This window comes from Virgibacillus sp. 7505 (assembly GCF_002272135.1).
GTDB lineage: Bacteria > Bacillota > Bacilli > Bacillales > Amphibacillaceae > Terribacillus.
In genome coordinates, this window is sequence record NZ_NPBF01000026.1 from 37,414 (window position 1) to 60,111 (window position 22,698).

The window sequence follows — 22,698 nt, forward strand, 5'->3', positions numbered from 1 at the left end:
CTATCAAACTTTTCCGACAACGGAAGAGAAATAGGAGGAGTCAACATGGCGAAAACAGGAACTGATTTAGTAAAACGTGGTATGGCGGAAATGCAAAAGGGCGGCGTCATCATGGATGTCATAAATGCAGAACAAGCAAAAATTGCTGAAGAGGCGGGTGCAGTAGCGGTTATGGCACTTGAGCGTGTGCCTTCTGATATTCGTGCTGCTGGCGGCGTTGCGCGCATGGCGGATCCGACAATTACAGAAGAGGTATTGAATGCTGTTTCTATCCCGGTCATGGCTAAGGCTCGAATCGGACATATTGTGGAAGCTCGTGTGCTGGAAGCGATGGGCGTTGATTATATAGATGAAAGTGAAGTGCTAACACCGGCAGATGAAGAGTTTCACTTGAACAAGCGGGAATTCACTGTACCGTTCGTATGCGGAAGCCGCGATCTTGGTGAAGCTGCCCGCCGTATCGGGGAAGGTGCTTCCATGCTTCGTACAAAAGGAGAACCCGGAACAGGTAATATCGTAGAAGCTGTACGTCATATGCGTAAGGTGCAATCCCAAGTACGCAAACTAATATCCATGGATTTGGATGAAGTGATGACATTCGCGAAAGATCTTGGTGCACCATATGATGTATTGCTACAAATTCGTGAAGCAGGCAAGCTTCCGGTCGTAAACTTTGCTGCTGGCGGTGTGGCGACTCCTGCAGATGCCGCACTGATGATGCAGCTTGGAGCGGATGGCGTCTTTGTTGGTTCTGGTATCTTTAAGTCAGATAACCCAGCGAAATTTGCGAAAGCCATCGTTGAAGCAACAACACATTATCAGGATTATAAACTGATTGCTGAGCTTTCCAAAGGACTTGGCACACCGATGAAAGGAATCGACATCGCAAGCCTATCTCCAGAAAACAGAATGCAAGAACGCGGCTGGTAAGGAAAGGAGATCTGCTCAATGAAAATTGGTGTGTTGGCACTTCAAGGTGCAGTGCAGGAGCATGCGCGGACAGTAGAAGCCGTCGGAGCAGAAGCTATTCTCGTCAAGCGAGTGGAACAGCTGGCAGAATTGGACGGTTTGATTTTGCCAGGCGGTGAGAGTACTGCCATGCGCAGGCTTATCGATCGGTATAATTTCCTGGAGCCATTGAGAGCTTTTGGTGAAGGGGGAAAACCAATCTTCGGTACTTGTGCAGGTATGATCCTGCTGGCAAAACGGATCAACAATCAAGATTCGAGTCATCTTGGCTTGATGGATGTGACAGTGGAACGAAATGCTTTTGGCCGTCAGGTGGACAGCTTTGAAACGAATCTTGAAATCAAAGGTGTGGCAGAGGATTTCCCAGCAGTATTCATTCGCGCGCCCTATATTCTCGAGGCAGGACCAGGAGTGGAAGTGCTGAGTGAAGATACGGGCCGCATCGTTGCAGCAAGAGATGGCCACTATTTGGCGACTGCTTTTCATCCGGAGCTTACTGCAGATACTCGGTTGATGGGGTACTTCCTAGAGATGGTAAAAGAAACGGCTGTAAAAGTATAAAATAGCATTTTTCCAAAAAGAAGATCATTTTGTGATCTTCTTTTTGTTGTGTGGATCATTTCCCTTCCAATTCGTATCCCTTGCAATCTATTCTGCTGTGTATTATATTTTTCCTCGTTGAATATTTGATACGTCAACTAATTGGATGCAATGAGGTGGATCATCTCAACATTGCAAAGGAGACCTTAAGATGGAAAACTATCAGGACCTTTTAATGAGTCAGCGTACTTTCTTCAGAAGCGGACAAACGAAAGATGTACAGTTTCGTATAGATACATTAAATAAATTGAAAAATTTAATTCAGACGCATGAACAGAGCATCCTGGACGCAGTGAAGCAGGATTTGAATAAATCTGAAATGGAAGCTAAACGGGCAGAGGTAGGGCTGGTTTTGGCTGAAATCAACTTTACTATAGAGAATTTGGAATCATGGGCTGAAACAAAAGAAGTCCCTACAGCTGCCTCCCATGAAGGTGCAAAAAGCTTCATCAAGCCAGAACCTTATGGATCTGCACTCGTAATCGCACCTTGGAATTATCCATTCCAGCTGGCGGTATCCCCATTGGTAGGAGCAATTGCTGCTGGAAACACTGCTGTATTGAAACCGTCTGAATTGACGCCGAAAACATCAGCAATACTTTCAACAATATTCAATGATAACTTCCCGGAAGAATATCTCCATGTAGTGGAAGGGGAAGTGGAAACAAGTACAGCACTGCTCAAAGAAGACTTTGATTACATTTTCTTCACCGGCAGCACGGGAGTCGGTAAAATTGTAGCAGAAGCTGCAGCTAAGCATTTGACTCCTATGACATTGGAGCTTGGCGGTAAAAGCCCGACAATTGTTCATAAGGATGCAAATTTGGATGAAGCAGCACAGCGAATTGCTCGCGGCAAATTCGCAAATGCAGGCCAAACATGTGTAGCACCAGATTACCTTCTTGTTCATAGCAGTGTGAAAGAAACACTGTTGGAAAAACTGAAGGATGTAATAACTGCAACATACGGCGATAACATCGTCCAAAACCCGAACTTCGGACATGTGGTCAGCGAAAGACATTTTGATCGACTAGCAGGATTCCTGAACAATGGAACAATTGCGGCAGGCGGACAATCCGACCGTTCACAGCTTATTATTGAGCCGACAATTCTTGATTCCATTTCGTGGGATGATCCAATCATGCAGGATGAGATCTTCGGGCCAATCTTACCAGTTATCACATATGATGATCCAGCTGACATCATCGATCGAATTGTAAAACGGCCAAAACCGCTTGCACTTTATCTATTCTCAGAAGATGAAAAATTCCAGGATGAAATCGTAAACAGCATTTCATTCGGCGGTGGTGCAATCAACGATACAATCAGCCATATGACTTCCCACTACCTTCCATTCGGAGGAGTCGGGGCAAGCGGTATGGGAGCATATCACGGTAAAGCAAGCTTTGATACTTTCTCTCATTACAAGAGCATTTTAAAACGCTGATATAAAAATAAAAAAAGAGGAGTATGGCCGATAGGGACTGACTCCTCTTTTTTATTTGACTACTATGAATGGGAGAAATAAGAAATAAGTAAATTCAACCTAGCATTTTATCTTTTAATTTTTTGGCTAATCGAATAGCGATTACCTGAGGAATCAAAAATAGAACACTAGCAAAGATTAATAGTTGATTTGGAGTTAGAGGCTTGAAGTAGCCTCCCCAGTCTTCATTCCATGCCATTTGGCTAATGAAATAAAATGATATTATTACCGAAAAAATATTACCGATTATAAGATAGATTGGATGGCTAAAAAGTTTCCCTAAGAAGGAAAGAAGTAAAGTTGCCACAAGCATAAGTAAATAGCCAAGCATAGAACGGTAAGTAAAATCTTGATACATCGAATTATAAACATAAGGAAAACAGTATAAACAAACTATTAGAATACCAACTACTGCTTTTTTCATAGTTTCACTCACTTTATGTATTATATTAAATTTGTTAGATTTCATATTGTATCATTTATGTAATGATTTGGATATAATTTGAAACCTTGATTCTACTTTCTGCGTATAATTAATAAAAAATAAAGGAAGTGGCATACATGCAAGAAAGAGGCTGTGTGAAGTGTGGCGGGACAGAGGTTTCTGAAAGGGAAGTTGCGATGACAGGAACTGGTCTATCGAAATTATTTGATGTACAGCACAATCAGTTTCTTGTGATTTCTTGTACGCAATGCGGTTATTCGGAATTTTATAATAAGCAATCTTCACAGGGCAGCAATCTTTTGGATCTATTTCTTGGTTAAAAGCTATCCGATTAGGGATAGCTTTTTCCTTGGCATTGAAAAAACATATCCCTATAGGAGAGCCGAGTTGTTAGAAAGTAGGCGAAGAAGAGCTTGCCGGGTGCATTGCCTGCATAATATCGCATAAAATCATGACACCTTCTTGTAATAGCTTTTCATTTGCATATGAATAGCTGAGACGGAATGTACTATGCTCATTTTCGATGGCAAAACAAGCTGATCCTGTCAGAAAAGAGACGTGGCGCTTGTTCGCTTCATATAAAAGAACGTTGCTGTCGATCCATGCGGGCAGCTGAATCCAGATATTCAAGCCACCCTTTGGAATGTGCCATGTAACGCCTGAAGGTGCCTGCTCTGACAGTACTGCCAGCACGGTATCCCGCCGGCTCTTCAGTGCAGCTCGCAGTCGTTTCAAATGCTGCTCCATTTTGGTAGAATCCACTAATGGGAGGATTACCTTCTGCGGCAGGAGCGGGCTGCCAAGATCCATATTTGCTTTTGCGGCATAGAGCCGCTTAAAAATCGATCCAGAAGCTGCAATAAGTCCGATCCGGCATCCTGGAGCAATCGTTTTGCTTAAGCCTTTTAAATAAATGACATGTCCTGTTTTATCCATACTTTTGATCGGCAGCGGGGGCTTGCGGTCAAAGTAGATATCACTGAATGGATCATCCTCCATGATCAGGCAATGATGGCTCTCTGCGATGTCGAGCAATACTTTACGACGCTGCAGCGGCATGATAGTTCCAGTCGGGTTATGGAATGTTGGTGTTGTGTAAATCAGTTTTGGTTTGTGTTTTTCACATAAGCTATGGAGCATATCTACGCGCATGCCATTTTCATCAACCGGAACCGTAAGGATTGTTGCGCCGCGGCTGCGGAAAACATCAATGGCACCTGGATAGGTCGGTGCTTCCATGATGACAACATCCCCAGGGCCGATAAACGTACGGGCGACAAGGTCGATACCTTGCTGGGATCCGCTTGTGATCAGCAAATTTTCTGGCGTGGTTATGATTTTGGATTTCTCCATGTTTTGAGCCATTTTCTCACGTAGTGCCAGATCTCCTTGTATGCCGCCGTACTGCGAAAGAATACGGGGATTTTGCATAAATACTTGTGCAATCAACTGATCCATGTATTGATTCGGAAATAAAGCTGGATCTATCATAGAGGAAGAGAAATGATAACTCGCATTCGAATCTTGAAAACGCGCATATTGGGAACGATGCAAATAATCGGGTATGCTCAGCTGCCAGTCAAAATCCTGTCCAGGTATACTTGGTTCTGATTGCTGCTGTGTTTTTACATACGTGCCTTTTCCCTTGCTTAATTCCAGAAATCCATCTTCTTCAAGCTGTTTATACGCCTTCATAACCGTGACGAGACTAACCTCAAGATCTTTAGACAGCTGTCTTACAGTTGGCAGCTTTGTTCCGCCTGATAATAAACCAGAACGGATCTTATCTACGAAAGAAACATATATTTGTTTGGAAAGCGGAATAGCTTCATTTTTATTGATTGTAATCATATAAACTGCTCCTATGTGTTATAGCTTGTTATAGTGTGCTGTTAGTATAGCATGTTTCTTGTATACTAGGTGTGATGAACGAGGGAGCAGGTGGATGACATGACAGAAAAGCATTATTTAGCCGCTAATAAAAGACTCAAGCAAGGTGATTATGGGAGCAATCCGTTGTGGATTCTTGCTGAACAAATAGATGAAAATGAGCTGAGAAAAGTCTATTTTAGACAGATGCATGAGTGGAAGGGACAGAAGTACTGGCTTATTTATAAGACAAAAGATGATTGTCTTGGTATAACGATAGAACGTCGAAAGGAACTTGTCCTACCGCATGTTACCAATAAGTTTGTGTATGAATTGGAATGTGCTGATGAAAGACACTCTTATGAAGCTCTCTTCCGCTTTGTAGATGAGCAACTGTGTTATGGAGAGAAGGTAGAGCTATATACTTGCTGGGATGGGGAAGAAGATGCTGACCGACTTACAGAGTGTGATACTGTGATTCAATTGGCTGCTGGTCTATACATTTCCGGAGGAGCGTCTTTTCCGATAAGCAGAGAAAATCAGATAGCTGATCTGGCTCGGAAATTCAGATGGCGTGATCGGCAGTATGTTGTGATACAACGTTGATAGAGAATTACTTTTTTTATAATTTGCATTCATTGTATCAAGACTTATGCGCAAATCATGCTTCTATGGCCTGAGCTTCATCTGTTCCATCTGCTGTCACTTTAAAAGTTTTATGTTATATATACTTAAAAAGAGAAAGAGCATCAGCCTTTCTCTCTTTTGCATTCATTTCTTTAGAGCCGAACTAGGAAGGGAATCTATGATCATTGCCGCGACGGACTGAGGAGACTCTTGCAAGTCATTCTTGAACCACTGGATGATGATACTGAACATGCCGCCTGCTATGAATAACACCTCTGAGTGGTTCAGCTTTTTGCTGAAGACGGTATCTGCTTGCGAAAGGCGACTGATTGCATGTATGAAATAATCAAGAATCACCCCATGCGTATTAGCGTTTATCTGACGCTGAAGGGAAGTCGGATTGGCAGCTATTCCAGCAGTAATGTCTGCAATGACATCCTGTATATTATCTGTTGTGTTTATGTTAGAGAGCTGCTCTATTGCACGCTTGATACTTACTTCTACAGATGCATTCATCACATCATAAATTGTGTGGTAGTACTTGTAAAACGTAACCCGGGCAACTCCCGCTTTCTTACAAATCTCCGTTATCGTGATATCTTCAAGAGCGTTTTCTTCCAGTAATTGATTCAAAGCTTCCATGATATATTGCTGCGAATATAAGCTATCCTGTCTCGATTTCCTCAAAAACTAACACTTCCCTTCGTTCTGTTCGTTTTATGTTCAATTTATCACATATTTATTGAAAGATATTGATACGTTAGTATACTTACAAATGTAAGTACAAACGTTAGCGTTAATGATGAAGCAAGTTTATCCGAATGTGTAAGCAGAGTCAAACGTGCTGTGATCACAGCATCCTTACTACTAACATGTTTGTATGCAATAGAAGACACTGGAGGAGATTACAATAGCAAAACTTCTATATAGGTTAGGGAAATGGGCAGTAAACTATAAAAAAAGCGTCGTATTCGGAGCTTTGGCACTTCTTATTGCCTTAGCTATCGTAACAGTCAGCTTGGGAACGGCATTTAATGAGGATTTGAGTATACCCAATACACCGGCGGAAGAAGCCAATGATTTGCTGAGAGATGCATTCCCTGATTCAGAAGCGGGAGCGCAAGTACAGGTTGTTTTCAAAGCCTCGGATGGTGAGGCACTCGATTCGGAAGCATCCAATAAAGTTATTACAGATATGCTGAACAGCATCCAAGAAGATGATTCGGATGTTGTCTCCGTAGCAACACCAGTTCAGCTGCAAAATCTGAATGAAGATAAAACGGTCGGTTACGGTACTGTTACTTTCAAGGATGAAGCAGCAGAAGTAACACAAGAGTCGATCGATAATGTGACGGAGAAAGTCGAAGAAGCACGCGATGCAGGAATCCAGACAGAATTGACTGGGGACGTAGAATTCTCTGGCATGCATTTGGGTGCAGGGGAGATTGTCGGAATCATTGTTGCCTTCCTTGTGCTTGCAGTGACGTTCACTAGCTTCTTGGCGGCAGGTATGCCAATTCTATCAGCATTGATTGGATTGGGAATAAGCTTGCTGACAATCGTGATCGGTTCCAACTTCTTTGAAATGCAGAATGTCTCGCTGACGCTGGCAGCGATGCTCGGTATTGCGGTAGGAATAGATTACGCTTTATTCATCATGACTCGATTCAGACAGCAGCTGGCTGAGGGTAATTCTGTCAAGGAGTCAGTGGCTATTGCTATAGGTACTTCCGGCAGTGCCGTTGTATTCGCAGGATTGACAGTTATTATCGGTCTGTTGGGACTTGCTGTAACAGGAATTCCATTCTTGACTGTAATGGGAGTAGCGGCTTCCATCAGTATCCTGTTGTCTGTAATAGTATCGATTACGGTACTGCCTGCTATCCTTGGAATGCTTGGTCACAGAATTGCTCCTTCTAAAGGAAATCGACTCCTTAAGAAAATCACGCGGACGACAGAAAGCAAGCCTGGCAGCAATAAATGGGGTAAATTTGTTACGAGACGGCCATTGCTTGTTACATTACTTGCTGTAGCAATCCTTTTGGTTATTGCTATTCCATTCACACATATGAATCTAGGTCTCCCGGATGACGGAACTGCAAAACAAGAGGATACAACAGAACGGAAAGCTTACGATATACTGGCGGATGCTTATGGCGAAGGCTTCCATTCTACCTTAGTCGTTGCTGCTAAAATCGATGATGATGAAAATATCGAAGAAGTCCAACAGGATTTACAAGGAGTCAGCCAGGATATCAGCGAGCTGGATGACGTAAAAACAGTCACCCCAGCAATGCCGAATGAAGCCGGGGATGTATTTATCATAAGTGTGACACCGGAAACCGGACCAAATGACCAGGAAACAAAAGATATCGTAAATGAAATCAGGAACTTGTCCAATGAAGATATGGAATTGCTTGTCACAGGTACTGCTGCCGTCAATATTGATATTGCACAGAAACTGAACGATGCACTGCCAATCTTCGCATTACTAATCGTGGGGCTTGCATATGTCCTTCTTGTGCTAGTATTCAGATCTATTCTTCTGCCGCTTAAAGCAGTTCTAGGATTCCTGCTTTCCATCGGTGCAACATTAGGGTTTGTTACGTTTGTTGTTCAGGACGGGAACATGATCAACCTGTTCGGATTTCCAGGAGAAAGTCCGATACTGGCCTTCCTGCCTATCATTGCGATTGGTATCCTATTCGGTTTAGCGATGGACTATGAAGTATTCCTTGTAAGCCGGATGCGCGAGGTGTACTCCCAAACTCGTGATCCGAAAGAAGCGATACTTGCGGGTATGCGAGATAGTGGTAAGGTTGTCGTTGCAGCTGGATTGATTATGATGTCGGTATTCGTCGGCTTTATGGTTACTCCTGATGCGATGATTAAATCAATCGGGATGGCACTGACATTTGGTGTCCTATTCGATGCCTTCGTTGTACGGATGACAATCGTTCCGGCTGTTATGTCCATAATGGGCAATGCGGCGTGGTATATGCCGAAATGGCTCGATAAGATTTTACCGAACATTGATATAGAAGGGGAAGCACTCCTTCATGATAAAGAAAAGGAAAGAAAAACAAGCTGATTAGGAAAAGAGATGCTCTCACGGAGAGCGTCTCTTTCTTTTTACAGACAATGTTCATAAAGATATACTGAGAACCTGACCAATCCTGCTAAAATGGAAACAGGGCAGGCCGTCTTCTGTCGTCATAACATTCTGTGCAGCAAGAAGAAAGGAACGTTAACATGCAGCCACTGACACATGAGAATCTATCGCAGCTTAAAGAACTGAAAACAGAACTTACAAGATTTACTGCCGTATACAAATTCGCTCTGGATGAAGTGAATACGAAAATCAATATCTTAAAAGAAGAATTTTCTATTATTCATGATTACAATCCAATCGAACACTGCAGTTCACGATTGAAATCACCAGAAAGTATTCTGAAGAAGATCTTTAAAAAGAATATAGATTTTTCATTGGAAGCAATAAAGGAAAATATTAAAGATATTGCTGGGATTAGAATCACTTGTTCGTTTAAGTCTGATATCTATGCATTGAGCGAAATGATTGAAAAACAAAAAGATATCGAAGTAATAGAAAGAAAAGATTATATAAAGAACCCAAAGCCAAATGGCTACCAAAGTCTGCACCTCATCGTGAAAGTACCCGTCTTTTTGTCGGACCGGGAAGAAAGCGTGTGTGTGGAGATACAAATAAGAACAATCGCTATGGATTTTTGGGCAAGTCTTGAACACAAAATATACTATAAATATGAGAAAGATATACCCAGCCGGCTGGCAAGCGAGTTAAAAGCAGCGGCTGATTCTGCGTCCGCATTGGATGATAAGATGGAGAAAATCCATAATGAAGTGAAAGAGCTTAAGAATGAAAGCTTAAGCGAACAATTAGATGAAGTTCTCGATTTAAGCAGTTTGACTGCAACCCGGGACAAGATTATGCAGGGAATACTGCAGCAGCTAATAGATAAGCCAAAGAAACTAAACTAATTGAAAAAGGTCCGTTCATGTAATTTGATGAATGGACCTTTTCTTTATCTGTATTAAAATATTAACTATTTCCGAGAGGTTTTCTGCATGTTCCTAAGTTGACCCAATTCCCACTTTACATTTACAATTGGGGAACCATTGTAGATGGCGTTTAAGGTGGCAGTTATAATATCCAGTTCTTCCTGTTGTATGGTGTTTCCTGACAACAGATTTTCAAGCCATGATTGAATTTTAATAGGAGCTATATTGCCGGCAATTCCGTCGTCTTGAAATGCCGTAGGTACAGCGATATGATAGTTTTTCTTCAACAAGGGCTAACTCATCCTGATAAATTATAAGGATCTGCTGCTCCACCATAACCTAGTTCATCAAGATTTATATAGAAGATAATTGGGCAGAAAAAACCTCATCATTTTGAAAGCGTTTACATAAACTGCTGTAAATCCGCTGAGGAGGTACAGTCATGAGTAAAGTGAATCAGTTCCTGGAGGAGAAAGTAATGCCAGTTGCTGCGAAGGTAGCGCAGCAGCGACACTTGAATGCACTCCGTGATGGACTTATTTTATCAATGCCGCTTATCATCATCGGTTCTTTCTTTTTAATTCTTGCCAATTTCCCGATACAGCCGTATATGGATTTCCTAGCTGAGCGGCCGCAGCTTAAGGAGAGCTTATTGTACCCATATCGCGGCACGTTTGAATTGATGACTTTGATTGCCGTTTTTGGGATCGGCTATCGTTTGGCTGAGTCATATAAAGTGGATCCTCTTGCGGCTGGTGCTGTATCTTTATCAGCATATTTCGTCGGCACACCATATGTAACGTATATAATAGGCAAGACACCAGAAGGCGTGGATATTACCGAAACAGCGTATCAGACAGCGATGTTCACAAGTAAGGGACTATTCGTGGGGATGCTGATTGCGCTGCTTTGTACAGAAATTTATCGATTCATTGTACAGCGCAATTTGGTCATCAAGCTGCCAGATGGAGTACCGCCGGCAGTCGCTCGCTCTTTTACCGCTTTGATACCAGGATTCTTTGCCATCATAGCTATCTGGGTTATCCGCTTACTCGTGGAAAACGTCGGTTCATTCGGCAGTATCCACAACGTCATCACTGTACTGCTTCAAAAACCGCTCACATCCATCGGAACGAGTCTTGCTGGTACACTGATTATTTTCTTATTGATCACATTGCTTTGGAGTACTGGTTTACATGGAGCGACAATTGTCGGGGCAGTAACAGGGCCAATTTGGCTGACGTTGACAGCAGAAAACGCCAAATCCTTCGAGCTTGGCGAACCTGTTCAGCATATCGTCACGAACGAAATCAATGATATTGTCTTTATCGGAGGTTCTGGAACAACCCTGGGCCTTGTGCTGGCAATGCTATTGTTCGCGAAAAGTCAGCAGATGAAGCAGCTTGGCAGACTAAGTATAGGTCCTGGTATATTCAATATCAATGAACCGGTACTATTCGGGATGCCTATCGTCATGAACCCGCTATTGATTGTACCCTTTATAGTGACACCCCTCATATCGGTACTGATTACGTATTTGGCTATGGACTGGGGAATCGTTGCAAAGCCAATCGGAATCGTACCTCCGTGGACAATGCCGCCTATATTACAAGGCTATTTGATTACGGGCAGCATATCCGGTGCAATTCTGCAGATTGTCATTCTAATTCTATCCTTCCTTATTTATTACCCATTTTTCCGACTGTGGGATAAACAAAAAGCAGCGGAAGAAAGAGCAGGAGGAGAAGAGCAGTAACTGCTCTTCTTGTTACATAGAAAAGCCTAAATCTGAAGAAGCTGTGAAAAGATAAGGATTGTGGAATGGTAACTTAGGGAATCTTTCAATATAGAAAAATTGAAATATTTGCAGGAAATAGCACAATCAATCGAGAAACAAGTAGAAAAAGGCTATAGGAGGGGAATTATGACGACGTCGTACGAGGCATTAGTGGCAGAGATGGAACGCATTTCGACAGTGATACAGAAGTTTCCGGAAAATCTGCAAGGCAAGGTTTTCGACATAATGGTAAAGAGCTATCTTGGGGAGCAAGGTTTTGGATATGAAGCGGCAGCAGCAGAGGAACCAGAAACAGAAACAGTACAGCACATATCGGTCGTCGACTCCAATCGAGTCCAATCAATCAAGAAGCGTCCGATCCGCCGGAATAAGGACTCCTATAGCATGGTGAAAGATCTTGACCTGCTAGGTAAAAGCGGTGTGGAACCATTCCGTGATTTCCTGGAGCGATATGAAGTGAATTCTAATATCAAGTTCAATACAGTGGCAGTCTACTATTTGAAGAATGTCCTGCATATACCGGATGTGACAATCGATCACATCTATACATGCTATAAAAATGGCGAGCGGAAGGTGCCAGGCAATCTCAGACAAAGTATTACAGATACTTCCAGTTCTAAATATGGCTATATCAATATGAGTGACAATCATATTACACTCAGTGTCCTAGGAGAAAATCTTGTGGAGTTCGAACTGAAGCAGGAAGCATAATTCTAGTTTGAAGAAAGCGCAAACAAGGAATATATAATCAGAGCGTTACTGAATCATCACAAATGAGTGGAGGGAAGTAACAAGATGAAGAAAACGAATATTGGATGGATTGCAGGAGGAACAGTCGCAGTAGCCGCAGCAGCAGGTACCTTTTCATATTTAAAACGCAAGAAGGATGATCCGGACGTGACTGGATCGAATTTGCAGGGGAAAGAGCGAGAGGATAAGATTCCTAGTCCGGATGCTGAAAAAGACGACGCAGAGAAAGGCTTGACTGCATTGGACCACCATTATCGGGAAGAATGGGTGGCTAATACAATCACACCAACTGAAGAAGAGATCAAAGCAGCAGAAGAAAAAGTGAACAAATGAACCTAAGCCGGCTATGAACTTATCTCATAGCTGGCTTTTTGTGTGCATATCAACTACAAACAAAGATATTGTGTGGCGGTTTGGAATTATTTCAAGCTAGCCTTCCTATCTAGTCAAATTAATCCCTGTAACTGTACGAAGCTATAATTTGTAAGATGTTCTTGGTTTTCCATATGTTTTATATCTATAATGGAATTAAATTTGAGATAGAGAGGTCAAAATCCCATGACAGCAATATCCTTTTATACCGTTGCCATCATTGCGCTTATTCTGGTGATTGTGATAGGAGTTATCACCGGTATCTATCTAGTATTCAGAACGTACAACCGAAGACGGCAGCAGGCATATATGGCAGAATGGCAAGCAGCTCGGAGACAGCGAAAATGACAAAGTATCAGATTGTACCTATGACACAGCTACAGGCAGTATCGATTGCGAACACATGGAGATATGAAGGTATCTATGCTTTTTATGATATGGACCAAGATGAAGAAGACATGGCTGAATTCCTCGACCCTGCAGCCAGAGAAGGAAAAGTTTTTGTGGTGACACAGATGGAAGAGGTCATCGGATTTTGCAGTATCGAATCAGAAAAGGAGGAAGTAGAAATTGGATTTGGTATGCGGCCTGATCTGACCGGGAAAGGCAACGGGAAAGATTTTGTGTCATTTCTGGTTGATTACATCACAAAAGCATATCATCCGAAAAAGATCTGTCTTGCCGTAGCTGGTTTCAAGCAAGCGGGCTATTACGTTGTACGAGCGAATTGGTTTCCAGCAGACGGAGTACTTTGATCAGTCCACAAATGGTGATGTATATCCTTTTGTACGGATGATACTGGAAAGCAAAAAGGATTAGTTGCTGTTACATCTAGATTCTACTAGGATCAAAAACAAGCAAGACACCAATAGAAATCAGATATGGGGAATTTAAATGGAGACAAAAATAACGTCAGCTATCGAAGTCGCTAAATTAGCAAATGTATCACAGTCAACGGTATCACGAGTTTTTACACCAGGTGCTAGTGTATCCGAAAAAACCCGGATAAAAGTAATGAAAGCTGCTGAAGAGTTGAATTATCAGCCTAATGCCTTGGCTCGCGGACTCATTACTAAGAAAACAAATATGATCGGCTTGGCTATGAAAGATATCCAAAATCCCTTCTACCATGAAGTATTAGGTCTGTTTACTAAAAAGCTTAAGGAAAAGGGGTATTCCGTGTTATTTGTGTATACGGAGAATGAGGAAATCCAGCAAGAAGAGATCAACCATTTCCTAGAATACAATGTGGAAGCAATAATTGTGACTGATGCACTTTTGTCGTCAAATGTTGTAACCCGTCTTAAAGCAAATAACATTCCAGTTATATTATTTAACCGTCATGATAAGGATCTCGAGTGCCATTCCGTTGTTTGCGATAATGTAAATGCTTCAAAGAAAATAGGTGCCTACATTTACGATCTAGGAGTACAGGACATAGTATTTATCACTGGAAAAGTGAACACATCAACAAGCCGTGATAGACAGAAAGGTTTTACTGAATTCTTTAAAGACAAAAATACTGACATCACTATTTTGGAAGGCGATTACACCTACGAGAAATCTTTTTTTCTTACACGGGATCTGATTCAAAAAGGTAATACGCCGGAGGTAATATTCGGTGCAAATGATATAACAGCATTAGGAGCATTAGATGCCTTGAAAGAATGCAGCGTTCACGTACCTGAACAAACAATGGTTATTGGTTTTGATGATATAAAGATGTCTTCTTGGCCCAATTACTCTTTGTCTACTTGGGCCCAGCCAATCAAGGAAATGGTAGAAACAACAATTGAATTGATTACACGGAAAGAAGAAAAGCATGGGCCCGAATTCATCAAATTAGAGGGAAAGTTCATTCGCAGGACAACAACAAGATAAAATAGTTTGACAAATGAAAGCGTTTCAATTAATATACTGACTGTAATTAATTTTTGCATACGTATGCAAATTCATGTTAGGTGTTTTGCATACGTATTCATTTCACTGGGAGGGATTTAGCATGGCTGTTTATTTTAAACAAGGTAAAGTTGACGAAGATATTAAGCGTGATGATGAGAAAATTGCAGAGATAGTCAGATCAACGATCCAAAGGATTGAGGAGGAAGGGGACAAAGCAATCAGAGAATTGTCTCTTCAGTTCGATAAGTGGACACCAGAAAGCTTCCGTCTTACAAAAGAAGAAATCGAGGAAATTTGCGCTTCTATACCTGAACAAACGAAGCAGGATATTGAATTCGCTCAGAATAATATCAGACGTTTTGCAGAGGAACAAAAAAAATCAATGAAAGATATTGAAGTGGAAACGATGCCGGGAGTAATTCTGGGGCACAAAAATATCCCGGTTGGCAGTGTGGGCTGCTATATCCCAGGCGGACGATATCCAATGGTTGCTTCTGCTCACATGAGTGTATTGACGGCTAAAGTAGCAGGCGTTAATAGAGTGATTGCATGTACACCACCGATTAATGGTGAAGTACCTGCGGCTACTGTTTATGCGATGCATAAGGCTGGAGCGGACGAGATATATATCCTAGGCGGTATCCAAGCTATGGCGGGAATGGCAATTGGTACCAAAACGATGGAGCCAGTAGATATGATTGTTGGACCAGGGAATGCTTTTGTAGCCGAAACGAAGAGACAGCTGTATGGTCGTGTAGGTATTGATCTTTTTGCAGGTCCGACAGAAACACTAGTAGTTGCTGATGAAACAAGTGATCCAGAATTTATTGCGACAGATTTGCTCGGACAAGGAGAGCATGGGCCAACTTCCCCTGGTGCATTGATTACTACATCTAAAGAAATAGCTGAAAAAACTGTAGAAGAAATTGAAAGACAGTTAAAGATTCTTCCAACTGCGGATGTGGCAAGTGTCTCATGGAATGATTATGGACAAATAATCATTGTAGAAGATGAGCAAGAAGCGTTAAAAGAAGCAGACAGATTGGCTTTTGAGCATGTTGAGATACTTACTAAAAATCCTGATTTCTTCTTGGAGAACATGAAAAACTACGGCTGTCTATTCCTCGGACCTGAAACAAATGTTGCGTATGGTGACAAAGTTATAGGAACAAATCATACGTTACCAACTAAAGGGGCAGCTCGATATACTGGCGGACTTTGGGTCGGTAAGTTTTTGAAAACGGTTACTTATCAGCGGATCGAATCCAAAGAGCAAAGTGCCTTTATTGGGGAATATGCTGCTAGACTATGTCAGCTGGAGAACTTCGCTGGTCATGCAGAACAAGCATTACTGAGAGTGAGAAAATACAAATCAAACTAAGAAATCACACTTCAATTATGGGAATAGGTGACCACTATGTTAAGTATGATAGGTCTTATTGGTGGTTTAGTATTACTGACGATTCTAGTTATGAAAGGTATGAATCTGTTAGTTGTCGCACCGATATCTGCATTATTCGTGGCAATTTTGAATGGTATACCAATATTCCCTCAGTTTGCCGATGAGGGTCAGGTAGATTTTATAACCGGCTATATGGATGGTTTTGCCGGATTCATCACCTCTTGGTACCTTATGTTTTTGGCCGGTGCTATTTTCGGGAAAGTGATGGAAGATAGCGGAGCAGCTGATAGTGTTTCGCATTGGATTATCACAAAGATAGGAATTAAGCATGCTGTACTTGCAATAGTACTCGCATCTGCTGTATTGACATATGGCGGGGTTAGTTTATTCGTAGTTGCATTTGCAGTATATCCGATGGCGGTCAGCTTATTTAAGGAAGCGGATTTACCAAGAAGGTTCATACCAGCAGCATTGGCGTTCGGCTCTACCACATTTACAATGACATCTGCAGGATCACCTGAGATACAAAACTGGATCCCGATTCCCTTTCTCGGAACAAGTCCTTATGCAGGGTGGGAAGTCAGTATACTGACAGCTGTATTCATGATTGTCTTTGGGTATTGGTGGCTGATGAAAATGATCAGAAAAGCCACTAAAAAAGGGGAACGTTTCATTGCAAGAGATGCAGATCAAATAGAAATAAGAAAAGATCTCCCGAATCCGTTAAAAAGCATAATTCCATTATTAATAGTTTTAATTATTGCTTTTGCTTTCCATAATACATTAGCCCAGTCAGCATTGATTCTTGCTTTGCTTGGCGGGATTATCTCTACATGGTTATTAAACAGAAAGTACTTTAGGAACTTCTGGAATGCAGTGGGTGAAGGTACGACTGGAGCAATTATTGCAATCGGTAACACGTCAGCAGTAGTCGGTTTTGGCGGAGTTGCAAAGATAACCCCAGCTTTCGATGATGCAGTGAACTTTATGACTAGTATTCCAGGATCACCATTAATAGGCGGAGCATTAGCTGTAATGGTTATTGCGGGATTGACTGGTTCATTATCAGGGGGCCAATCGATAGCCTTGCCAATCTTGGCTCCGCATTATTTGGATATAGGAGTAGATCCAGAAGCTCTTCATAGGACGGTATCAATTTCTTCCGGTACTTTAGATTCTCTGCCGCACGGAGGTTATGCCGTTACTACGATAAGAGCGATTGCGGGCGAAACACATCGAGATGCATATCCCGCATTTGGAGCAATGACAGTAATCGTTCCATTAGCAGCAGTTATCTTAGCTGTATTATTATTTAGTTTGGGATTAGGCATTTAATAGTTGTCCGCATAGATACAAAAAAGAGCCCCTTCATTATTGAAGGGGCTCTTAGCATTAGATGATCTGTTTACCCATTTGCCCTAAAGCATAATGAATCCCGTGCTGCAATGTTTGGAAACAGTCGAATGTTGCAAGTGAGATGCCGGAGTTGGTAATTTGCAAGCCAAGCTCAGGTGAAATTCCGACAAGTAATGTCTGCGTACCAATCAAGGATGAAGCCGATCCAACCTTGCTTATAAGGTTCGCGGTATACTGGCTGACGTCCTTATCCAGTCCTGTCAAATCGAGGAGCAGGTATCTTGCTTTATATGCAGGCAAATTCTCGAGCGTTTTAAATAGCAGCTCCTCGGATCGTTCTTCGTCATATTTTCCAATCAAGGGAACGACAACAACATGATCGAGTACAGGAATGATCGGTGATGATAAATCACGCACCAGCTTTTTCAATTCCCTTGTCTTATCTTCGACAGTCGCTTCCAATTCCATGATTTTCTGTGATTCTTTTTTCCGTGCTAACTGATGGATATTCTCTGAAACTGTAACATCTGAAGGAAAGTAATGGATGATGGTGCTTTGATAGCCTTCCAATTGATAATGCTCCACCTTATACCACACATTTGTTCCGAACATACCGCTGAAGATGCCAGCGTAATGGGCTGGCAAGAAGCGGCCGCCTTCGGTCTTTCCTTGAGAAACATTTATTTTATGTTCCCAGCTGTCAACCAGCTCTGCTGTCAATGTATGGTTTTCGGGATCAAGATCTTTGATTATAGTCCTTCCCCAGCCTGCTGAAGCATACGTGTTTGTAATGAGTTCCGCAGCTTTATGGATTCCAACATCAGGTTTGTTTTGGAAATACTCTCCAACAACAATTCCTTGCCGATATCCTGTTGTTTCAAAAACAAGGTTGGAAACCTCTTCTCCGGAAATCTCCTCTATGGTATCAAAAAATTCACGCATAGCACTGGAAATCCAAAATAGTACTGCATCTTGTTCTTCATATATGAATCTGCCTTTATCCAGTTCCCAACCAAACTGGAGGCCGCCAATTTCTATCTTGTCCAATGGTTCCGTACTCCTTTTTCGGGCGAATTATAGTCCAAGTATCATTATAAATTTTATGTAGATACAATGCCAGTTCTTTGCGGTCACGCAGTAAGTCTATACTATCATTTCTCTATATCGTGCCAATATACTAACAATAGCACATATTATGGATGGTTGCTGGCATGCAATCCATAATCCTTAATACGATTTACGAGTAATACGTACGATAATTACCGTTGGCTAACTGCACAGGAGAATATGTATAAAATAAGAGCGTGCCGAATGGACACGCCCTTGACTCATTTTGTAATATCCATAAATCCTTCACCGAAAACGTCTCGTACGTCGTATAACGTAATGAATGCTTTCGTATCGATAGAGCGGACTATTTTCTTCAATGGAAGCAGTTCCTGTTTATTGATGACAACATACAGAATTTCTTTCTGGTTCTGTGTATAATACCCACGTCCTTCCAGCAGCGTAACACCTCTGTCGAGCTGCGTGGAAATTGTTTTGGCGATCGTATCTTTCTGATTGGAAATGATGAACACAGCTTTCTTTGGATTTAACCCTTCAATCACGAATTCCATTACCTTAGTTGCGATATATAGCATAATTACAGTAATCAAAAGCTTCTCAGTACCGATGATGAACCATGAAGCTGCCACTACGATCAAATCGAAGAACAGCAGGGCAAAGCTAGTGTTCCAATCAAGATACTTATTCGCAAGACGGGCAAGAATTGCAGTGCCTGCTGTCGTGCCGCCTACTTTAAGTACAAGTCCAATGCCGACACCTGCAAATAAACCGCCGAAAACTGCGTTTACTAGTACTTGATCAGAAGCTATTTCCCAGCTCTCAGTTATATGAAGGAAAATAGAATTGAGTATGACGACGATAATTGTATAAAAAACAGTCTGTTTGTCTAGGAATCGATATCCTATGATAAGCAAGAGTCCATTCAAAATTAAGTTCATGATACTCGGAGCCCAGCCAAGAGCATAAAATAAGATTATAGTAACACCTGTTACACCGCCTTCACCCAGCTCACTTGGAATAGCGAAGATATTCACTGCCAGGGCAAATAGAAAGGATCCAGCTATGAGGAATACGAGGTCTTTGAGGAAGTGCTGCTTTATCTGTTTCATCTGATAACCCCCTTTTATAATGTTGTTTCTTCTCTGATAGACCACGAGATTATATCACACTGCATTATAGCTTGCCATATTACTTGACAAGATTCTGAAAGAATATCTGTCGGTTTCATTGCAGATAAAGAAAGGGTAATGGAATATGAAAAGTGAAATATTTAGCAAAATGCGCATAAATTGTGTCTGATTATGAAAAAGATTAGTATGTAGATAGTAGGAGGGTATGCAGATGAATGAAACATTTAAAGCGTTAATTGCAGATAAACAGGGAGAAGACTTCTCGGTCCAGGTGAAGGAATTGACCGTTGACCAGTTGCCGGAGGGAGAAGTATTAATCAAGGTCCACTATTCTGGCGTCAACTATAAAGATAGCCTAGCAACGATACCAAATGGAAATGTAGTGAAGTCTTACCCGATCGTACCGGGGATAGATTTAGCTGGAGAAGTTGTCACTTCCGAAGATGAGCGATTCCAGCCGGGGGATCAAGTGATTGCCACGAGCTATGAAATCGGGGTTGCTCGTCATGGTGGTTATAGCGAGTACGCAAGGGTGCCAGCCGAATATATTGTCCCAGTGCCGGAAGGGATGACGACGAGAGAAGCAATGATCATTGGTACAGCAGGGTTTACAGCTGCACTTTCCGTTCAGCGCTTGTTGGAGAATGGTTTGAATAAAGAAAACGGACCAGTACTTGTTACAGGAGCGACCGGAGGAGTCGGAAGCTTCGCTGTAGCTATATTGTACAAGCTTGGCTTCGAAGTGGAAGCAAGCACAGGTAAAATAGAGGAGCAGGAATACCTCAAGGAGCTTGGCGCTACCCGTATTATTTCGCGTGATGAGGTGTATGACGGCAACCTCAAACAGCTTGCCAGCCAAAAATGGGCAGCAGCAGTCGATCCTGTTGGCGGAGAACCTTTAGCGGCGGTCCTCAGCCAGCTCAAGTATAATGGATCTGCTGCAGTGAGCGGATTGACAGCAGGAGGTAAGGTTCCGACTAGTGTCTTCCCATTCATCCTGCGCGGAATCAACTTGCTTGGAATTGATTCGGTCTATTGCCCGAAACCAACTCGCGATAAAGTATGGATGCAGCTGGCAACCGCTTTTAACCCAGGAGATTTGGAACGATTCGTGATAGAAGATTTGACACTGGAGCAATTGCCAGATGCATTACCTAATTTATTGAAAGGTCATGCCCGAGGCAGATACCTTGTCCGTATCGGAGAATGAGTGTGACATTTGTGTGTCAGTGAAATTTGAACTGTTTGTGAACGTCGTCACAAATTGTTTTCCTCTGCGATCAATCATGGCATAATCATAATCAAATGACTATGTGAGGTGCACAAAATGATTTATCTATTAATTGTGTTCGCGGTGGCTTGTGTTGTTGGCTGTTTTGCAACTTGGATGAAGATGGTCAAACAAGACGAAAAACAATTTGCAAATGTGACGGAAACTCAGACAGAAGCATATAAAAAGGCTAATTAAGTAAAAAGCGCGCTGTTCAATCAGCGTGCTTTTTTTATGTGACAATATTACTAACTTTTCTTCATAAAATGGGTTATAACATTAGCTGATTAGGGTAAAGGTATGATATTCGAATGATGCTTAAGGAGAAAGGTACTGGAAATGAAAACAGTTGCGGAGATGACCAAAAGTGTAAGTGCTTTTGATAATTTCGATGAAGCGGCACAGGGTGTGCTGGATATTATCAGTGAATTCGTGAAGATTAATACACTATTTATCGCTAAAAATGATAGCGTCCATAATGAAATCATCAAAGTTGTAAATCAGAAAGAGACGCTCCTCCAGGAAGGAGAAAAGCTTCCCTTTAGTGAAACATTATGCAAGCTTAGTGTGGATCACGGGAGAAAAATACTAATAATTCCCGACTTGGCGAAAAGCGAACTTTCTCACTCGCTTGAGGTAGCAAAGAATCTTGGAGGCGGCAGCTTTATCGGGATTCCGATCTATTTTGAGAACGGACAGAATTATGGAACCATTTGCGGACTTGACTCGAACTCATTTCCGTTTACAGAGGAACACATCCGACTATTTGAAACGATGGCTTCGCTTATGACTTTTGTACTTGAGCTTGATAATGCAAACAAGCAGATACAAAATTTATCAGCACCATTTGTTCCGATTACTTCTGGGGTAGCAGTGCTTCCGATTATCGGATTCATCAATGAAGATAGAGCAGAAAAAATAATTCAGCTATCTCTGCAAAAGAGTCTGGAGCTGAATTTGGACTATCTTGTCATCGACTTATCTGGTATCTCACAGATTGATCATGTGGTGAGCAGCTCACTGCTAAAGATAGCCACCTTGCTGAAGCTTATCGGTGTGACCCCTATTCTGACCGGATTCCATCCGGATTTAGCATTGAAAGCATTATCTCTGCAGATGGAATTAAAGGACATTCTTATTGAAGCCAATTTGGAGCGTGCATTGAATAAGATCGGATTAAAATTGGAAAAACGTGATAGTTTGTAAGCCAGACAAGGATATTTGTCTGGTTTTTGTTTTAGGTTGGGACCAGATTTGAATGAATTTGGCAATTGATGGAAAGGGAGAAGTGTAGCGCTGTTAACAAGTTTCATCTTAGCTGGGGTTTTCAGCGGCAGGCTGGCTTCTTGGTAAGTCTTATGCATTTGTTTCAGGAGGCGTTATCTATCATGCTATCAAGGTACAAATGCAGGAACAAGGAAAATTTGCGGCGTTTTTGTATTTCTGTATACCTTGTATTCTCTATACATTTGTTTGGATAATGGTAAAATAAGGAGGGTACCTAAACAGAAGGAAATACTGCTTGCTGATCCAAGTATTGCAGGAGTATGCGCGTTTACATAGTACGAATCAGATCCGGAGCATGACGGAATGGCTCTAAGTAACGAGCCGATTTT

At 41.9% G+C, this 22,698-nt stretch carries 24 protein-coding genes; 18 read left to right on the top strand and 6 right to left on the bottom strand.

All coding sequences use genetic code 11. The features are described 5' to 3' along the window. Window positions 1-45: 45 nt before the first annotated feature. The 3 genes from pdxS (at window position 46) to CHH91_RS11805 (ending at window position 3,016) form a co-directional block, all read left to right on the top strand. Window positions 46-930 carry a pyridoxal 5'-phosphate synthase lyase subunit PdxS gene (gene pdxS, locus CHH91_RS11795; protein WP_095223652.1) on the top strand — a complete coding sequence of 295 codons (885 nt, stop codon included), beginning with the start codon at window positions 46-48 and terminating at the stop codon, window positions 928-930. 18 nt (window positions 931-948) lie between these two features. Then, window positions 949-1,530, top strand: coding sequence for a pyridoxal 5'-phosphate synthase glutaminase subunit PdxT (gene pdxT / locus CHH91_RS11800; RefSeq protein ID WP_095223653.1), 582 nt, complete (start codon window positions 949-951; stop codon window positions 1,528-1,530). 190 nt (window positions 1,531-1,720) lie between these two features. Next, window positions 1,721-3,016 (top strand): aldehyde dehydrogenase, encoded by a 1,296-nt coding sequence (locus CHH91_RS11805; RefSeq protein ID WP_095223654.1) that lies wholly within the window; start codon window positions 1,721-1,723, stop codon window positions 3,014-3,016. Between the two features lie 94 nt (window positions 3,017-3,110). Here CHH91_RS11805 and CHH91_RS11810 read toward each other — a convergent pair whose 3' ends face one another. Continuing rightward, entirely contained in the window at window positions 3,111-3,479 is a 369-nt protein-coding gene (locus CHH91_RS11810; RefSeq protein ID WP_095223655.1) for a hypothetical protein, read from the bottom strand. Window positions 3,480-3,616: 137 nt separating this feature from the next. Between CHH91_RS11810 and CHH91_RS11815 the strand changes: the two genes are divergently transcribed. Next, window positions 3,617-3,820 carry a zinc ribbon domain-containing protein gene (locus CHH91_RS11815; protein ID WP_095223656.1) on the top strand — a complete coding sequence of 68 codons (204 nt, stop codon included), beginning with the start codon at window positions 3,617-3,619 and terminating at the stop codon, window positions 3,818-3,820. Between the two features lie 70 nt (window positions 3,821-3,890). Here the strand turns inward: CHH91_RS11815 and pdxR are convergent, their stop codons facing one another. Beyond that, window positions 3,891-5,351, bottom strand: a complete 1,461-nt coding sequence (pdxR, locus tag CHH91_RS11820; RefSeq protein WP_095223657.1) for a MocR-like pyridoxine biosynthesis transcription factor PdxR — start codon at window positions 5,349-5,351, stop codon at window positions 3,891-3,893. Window positions 5,352-5,450: 99 nt separating this feature from the next. On the opposite strand from pdxR, the gene CHH91_RS11825 reads away from it, so the two are divergent. Next, the gene (locus tag CHH91_RS11825; protein WP_095223658.1) at window positions 5,451-5,975 is read left to right on the top strand and encodes a hypothetical protein; all 525 of its coding nucleotides are present in this window, start codon (window positions 5,451-5,453) and stop codon (window positions 5,973-5,975) included. Window positions 5,976-6,140: 165 nt separating this feature from the next. On the opposite strand, the gene CHH91_RS11830 is transcribed toward CHH91_RS11825, so the two are convergent. Beyond that, window positions 6,141-6,683 carry a TetR/AcrR family transcriptional regulator gene (locus CHH91_RS11830; protein ID WP_095223659.1) on the bottom strand — a complete coding sequence of 181 codons (543 nt, stop codon included), beginning with the start codon at window positions 6,681-6,683 and terminating at the stop codon, window positions 6,141-6,143. Between the two features lie 223 nt (window positions 6,684-6,906). Here CHH91_RS11830 and CHH91_RS11835 point away from each other — a divergent pair, with 223 nt between their 5' ends. Both CHH91_RS11835 and CHH91_RS11840 read left to right on the top strand, forming a co-directional pair. Further along, window positions 6,907-9,087 (top strand): MMPL family transporter, encoded by a 2,181-nt coding sequence (locus tag CHH91_RS11835; protein WP_095223660.1) that lies wholly within the window; start codon window positions 6,907-6,909, stop codon window positions 9,085-9,087. Window positions 9,088-9,248: 161 nt separating this feature from the next. Continuing rightward, entirely contained in the window at window positions 9,249-10,013 is a 765-nt protein-coding gene (locus CHH91_RS11840; RefSeq protein ID WP_095223661.1) for a GTP pyrophosphokinase, read from the top strand. Window positions 10,014-10,078: 65 nt separating this feature from the next. Here CHH91_RS11840 and CHH91_RS11845 read toward each other — a convergent pair whose 3' ends face one another. Then, window positions 10,079-10,324 (bottom strand): hypothetical protein, encoded by a 246-nt coding sequence (locus CHH91_RS11845; RefSeq protein ID WP_095223662.1) that lies wholly within the window; start codon window positions 10,322-10,324, stop codon window positions 10,079-10,081. 152 nt (window positions 10,325-10,476) lie between these two features. Between CHH91_RS11845 and celB the strand changes: the two genes are divergently transcribed. The 8 genes from celB to CHH91_RS11880 all read left to right on the top strand — a co-directional run bounded on the left by celB (window position 10,477) and on the right by CHH91_RS11880 (window position 17,593). Further along, on the top strand, window positions 10,477-11,790 hold the full coding sequence (celB, locus tag CHH91_RS11850; RefSeq protein ID WP_095223663.1) for a PTS cellobiose transporter subunit IIC: 1,314 nt from the start codon (window positions 10,477-10,479) through the stop codon (window positions 11,788-11,790). Between the two features lie 168 nt (window positions 11,791-11,958). Further along, window positions 11,959-12,543 (top strand): hypothetical protein, encoded by a 585-nt coding sequence (locus tag CHH91_RS11855; RefSeq protein WP_095223664.1) that lies wholly within the window; start codon window positions 11,959-11,961, stop codon window positions 12,541-12,543. 84 nt (window positions 12,544-12,627) lie between these two features. Further along, window positions 12,628-12,915: a hypothetical protein gene (locus CHH91_RS11860; protein ID WP_095223665.1), complete on the top strand. Its 288-nt coding sequence runs from the start codon at window positions 12,628-12,630 to the stop codon at window positions 12,913-12,915. A gap of 225 nt (window positions 12,916-13,140) precedes the next feature. Continuing rightward, window positions 13,141-13,302 carry a hypothetical protein gene (locus CHH91_RS20595; protein WP_176465773.1) on the top strand — a complete coding sequence of 54 codons (162 nt, stop codon included), beginning with the start codon at window positions 13,141-13,143 and terminating at the stop codon, window positions 13,300-13,302. Next, window positions 13,299-13,709, top strand: coding sequence for a GNAT family N-acetyltransferase (locus CHH91_RS11865; RefSeq protein ID WP_095223666.1), 411 nt, complete (start codon window positions 13,299-13,301; stop codon window positions 13,707-13,709). Before CHH91_RS20595 ends, CHH91_RS11865 begins: the two co-directional genes overlap by 4 nt. A gap of 139 nt (window positions 13,710-13,848) precedes the next feature. Continuing rightward, entirely contained in the window at window positions 13,849-14,835 is a 987-nt protein-coding gene (locus tag CHH91_RS11870; protein ID WP_095223667.1) for a LacI family DNA-binding transcriptional regulator, read from the top strand. Between the two features lie 121 nt (window positions 14,836-14,956). Further along, window positions 14,957-16,237, top strand: a complete 1,281-nt coding sequence (hisD, locus tag CHH91_RS11875; RefSeq protein ID WP_095223668.1) for a histidinol dehydrogenase — start codon at window positions 14,957-14,959, stop codon at window positions 16,235-16,237. Window positions 16,238-16,273: 36 nt separating this feature from the next. Next, complete coding sequence (locus CHH91_RS11880; protein ID WP_095223669.1) at window positions 16,274-17,593, top strand: GntP family permease; 1,320 nt, start codon at window positions 16,274-16,276, stop codon at window positions 17,591-17,593. A gap of 57 nt (window positions 17,594-17,650) precedes the next feature. Here the strand turns inward: CHH91_RS11880 and CHH91_RS11885 are convergent, their stop codons facing one another. Both CHH91_RS11885 and CHH91_RS11890 read right to left on the bottom strand, forming a co-directional pair. Further along, the gene (locus CHH91_RS11885) at window positions 17,651-18,661 is read right to left on the bottom strand and encodes an STAS domain-containing protein (protein WP_095223670.1); all 1,011 of its coding nucleotides are present in this window, start codon (window positions 18,659-18,661) and stop codon (window positions 17,651-17,653) included. A gap of 281 nt (window positions 18,662-18,942) precedes the next feature. Next, the gene (locus tag CHH91_RS11890) at window positions 18,943-19,791 is read right to left on the bottom strand and encodes a YitT family protein (RefSeq protein WP_095223671.1); all 849 of its coding nucleotides are present in this window, start codon (window positions 19,789-19,791) and stop codon (window positions 18,943-18,945) included. Between the two features lie 232 nt (window positions 19,792-20,023). On the opposite strand from CHH91_RS11890, the gene CHH91_RS11895 reads away from it, so the two are divergent. The 3 genes from CHH91_RS11895 to CHH91_RS11900 all read left to right on the top strand — a co-directional run bounded on the left by CHH91_RS11895 (window position 20,024) and on the right by CHH91_RS11900 (window position 22,288). After that, entirely contained in the window at window positions 20,024-21,022 is a 999-nt protein-coding gene (locus tag CHH91_RS11895; RefSeq protein ID WP_095223672.1) for an acrylyl-CoA reductase family protein, read from the top strand. A gap of 117 nt (window positions 21,023-21,139) precedes the next feature. Next, window positions 21,140-21,280, top strand: coding sequence for a hypothetical protein (locus CHH91_RS20600; protein WP_176465774.1), 141 nt, complete (start codon window positions 21,140-21,142; stop codon window positions 21,278-21,280). A gap of 141 nt (window positions 21,281-21,421) precedes the next feature. Then, window positions 21,422-22,288, top strand: coding sequence for a GAF domain-containing protein (locus tag CHH91_RS11900; RefSeq protein WP_095223673.1), 867 nt, complete (start codon window positions 21,422-21,424; stop codon window positions 22,286-22,288). The last annotated feature ends 410 nt before the right edge of the window (window positions 22,289-22,698 follow it).

Excerpts from the sequence above, each read along its gene's own strand:
- CHH91_RS20595 (WP_176465773.1), top strand. The coding sequence starts at position 13,141 with ATGACAGCAATATCCTTTTATACCGTTGCCATCATTGCGCTTATTCTG.
- pdxR (WP_095223657.1), bottom strand. The coding sequence starts at position 5,351 with ATGATTACAATCAATAAAAATGAAGCTATTCCGCTTTCCAAACAAATA.
- celB (WP_095223663.1), top strand. The coding sequence starts at position 10,477 with ATGAGTAAAGTGAATCAGTTCCTGGAGGAGAAAGTAATGCCAGTTGCT.
- CHH91_RS11900 (WP_095223673.1), top strand. The coding sequence starts at position 21,422 with ATGAAAACAGTTGCGGAGATGACCAAAAGTGTAAGTGCTTTTGATAAT.
- CHH91_RS11840 (WP_095223661.1), top strand. The coding sequence starts at position 9,249 with ATGCAGCCACTGACACATGAGAATCTATCGCAGCTTAAAGAACTGAAA.
- CHH91_RS11810 (WP_095223655.1), bottom strand. The coding sequence starts at position 3,479 with ATGAAAAAAGCAGTAGTTGGTATTCTAATAGTTTGTTTATACTGTTTT.
- CHH91_RS11880 (WP_095223669.1), top strand. The coding sequence starts at position 16,274 with ATGTTAAGTATGATAGGTCTTATTGGTGGTTTAGTATTACTGACGATT.
- pdxT (WP_095223653.1), top strand. The coding sequence starts at position 949 with ATGAAAATTGGTGTGTTGGCACTTCAAGGTGCAGTGCAGGAGCATGCG.
- hisD (WP_095223668.1), top strand. The coding sequence starts at position 14,957 with ATGGCTGTTTATTTTAAACAAGGTAAAGTTGACGAAGATATTAAGCGT.
- CHH91_RS11815 (WP_095223656.1), top strand. The coding sequence starts at position 3,617 with ATGCAAGAAAGAGGCTGTGTGAAGTGTGGCGGGACAGAGGTTTCTGAA.
- CHH91_RS20600 (WP_176465774.1), top strand. The coding sequence starts at position 21,140 with ATGATTTATCTATTAATTGTGTTCGCGGTGGCTTGTGTTGTTGGCTGT.
- CHH91_RS11870 (WP_095223667.1), top strand. The coding sequence starts at position 13,849 with ATGGAGACAAAAATAACGTCAGCTATCGAAGTCGCTAAATTAGCAAAT.
- CHH91_RS11865 (WP_095223666.1), top strand. The coding sequence starts at position 13,299 with ATGACAAAGTATCAGATTGTACCTATGACACAGCTACAGGCAGTATCG.
- CHH91_RS11825 (WP_095223658.1), top strand. The coding sequence starts at position 5,451 with ATGACAGAAAAGCATTATTTAGCCGCTAATAAAAGACTCAAGCAAGGT.
- CHH91_RS11890 (WP_095223671.1), bottom strand. The coding sequence starts at position 19,791 with ATGAAACAGATAAAGCAGCACTTCCTCAAAGACCTCGTATTCCTCATA.
- CHH91_RS11895 (WP_095223672.1), top strand. The coding sequence starts at position 20,024 with ATGAATGAAACATTTAAAGCGTTAATTGCAGATAAACAGGGAGAAGAC.
- CHH91_RS11855 (WP_095223664.1), top strand. The coding sequence starts at position 11,959 with ATGACGACGTCGTACGAGGCATTAGTGGCAGAGATGGAACGCATTTCG.
- CHH91_RS11805 (WP_095223654.1), top strand. The coding sequence starts at position 1,721 with ATGGAAAACTATCAGGACCTTTTAATGAGTCAGCGTACTTTCTTCAGA.
- pdxS (WP_095223652.1), top strand. The coding sequence starts at position 46 with ATGGCGAAAACAGGAACTGATTTAGTAAAACGTGGTATGGCGGAAATG.
- CHH91_RS11860 (WP_095223665.1), top strand. The coding sequence starts at position 12,628 with ATGAAGAAAACGAATATTGGATGGATTGCAGGAGGAACAGTCGCAGTA.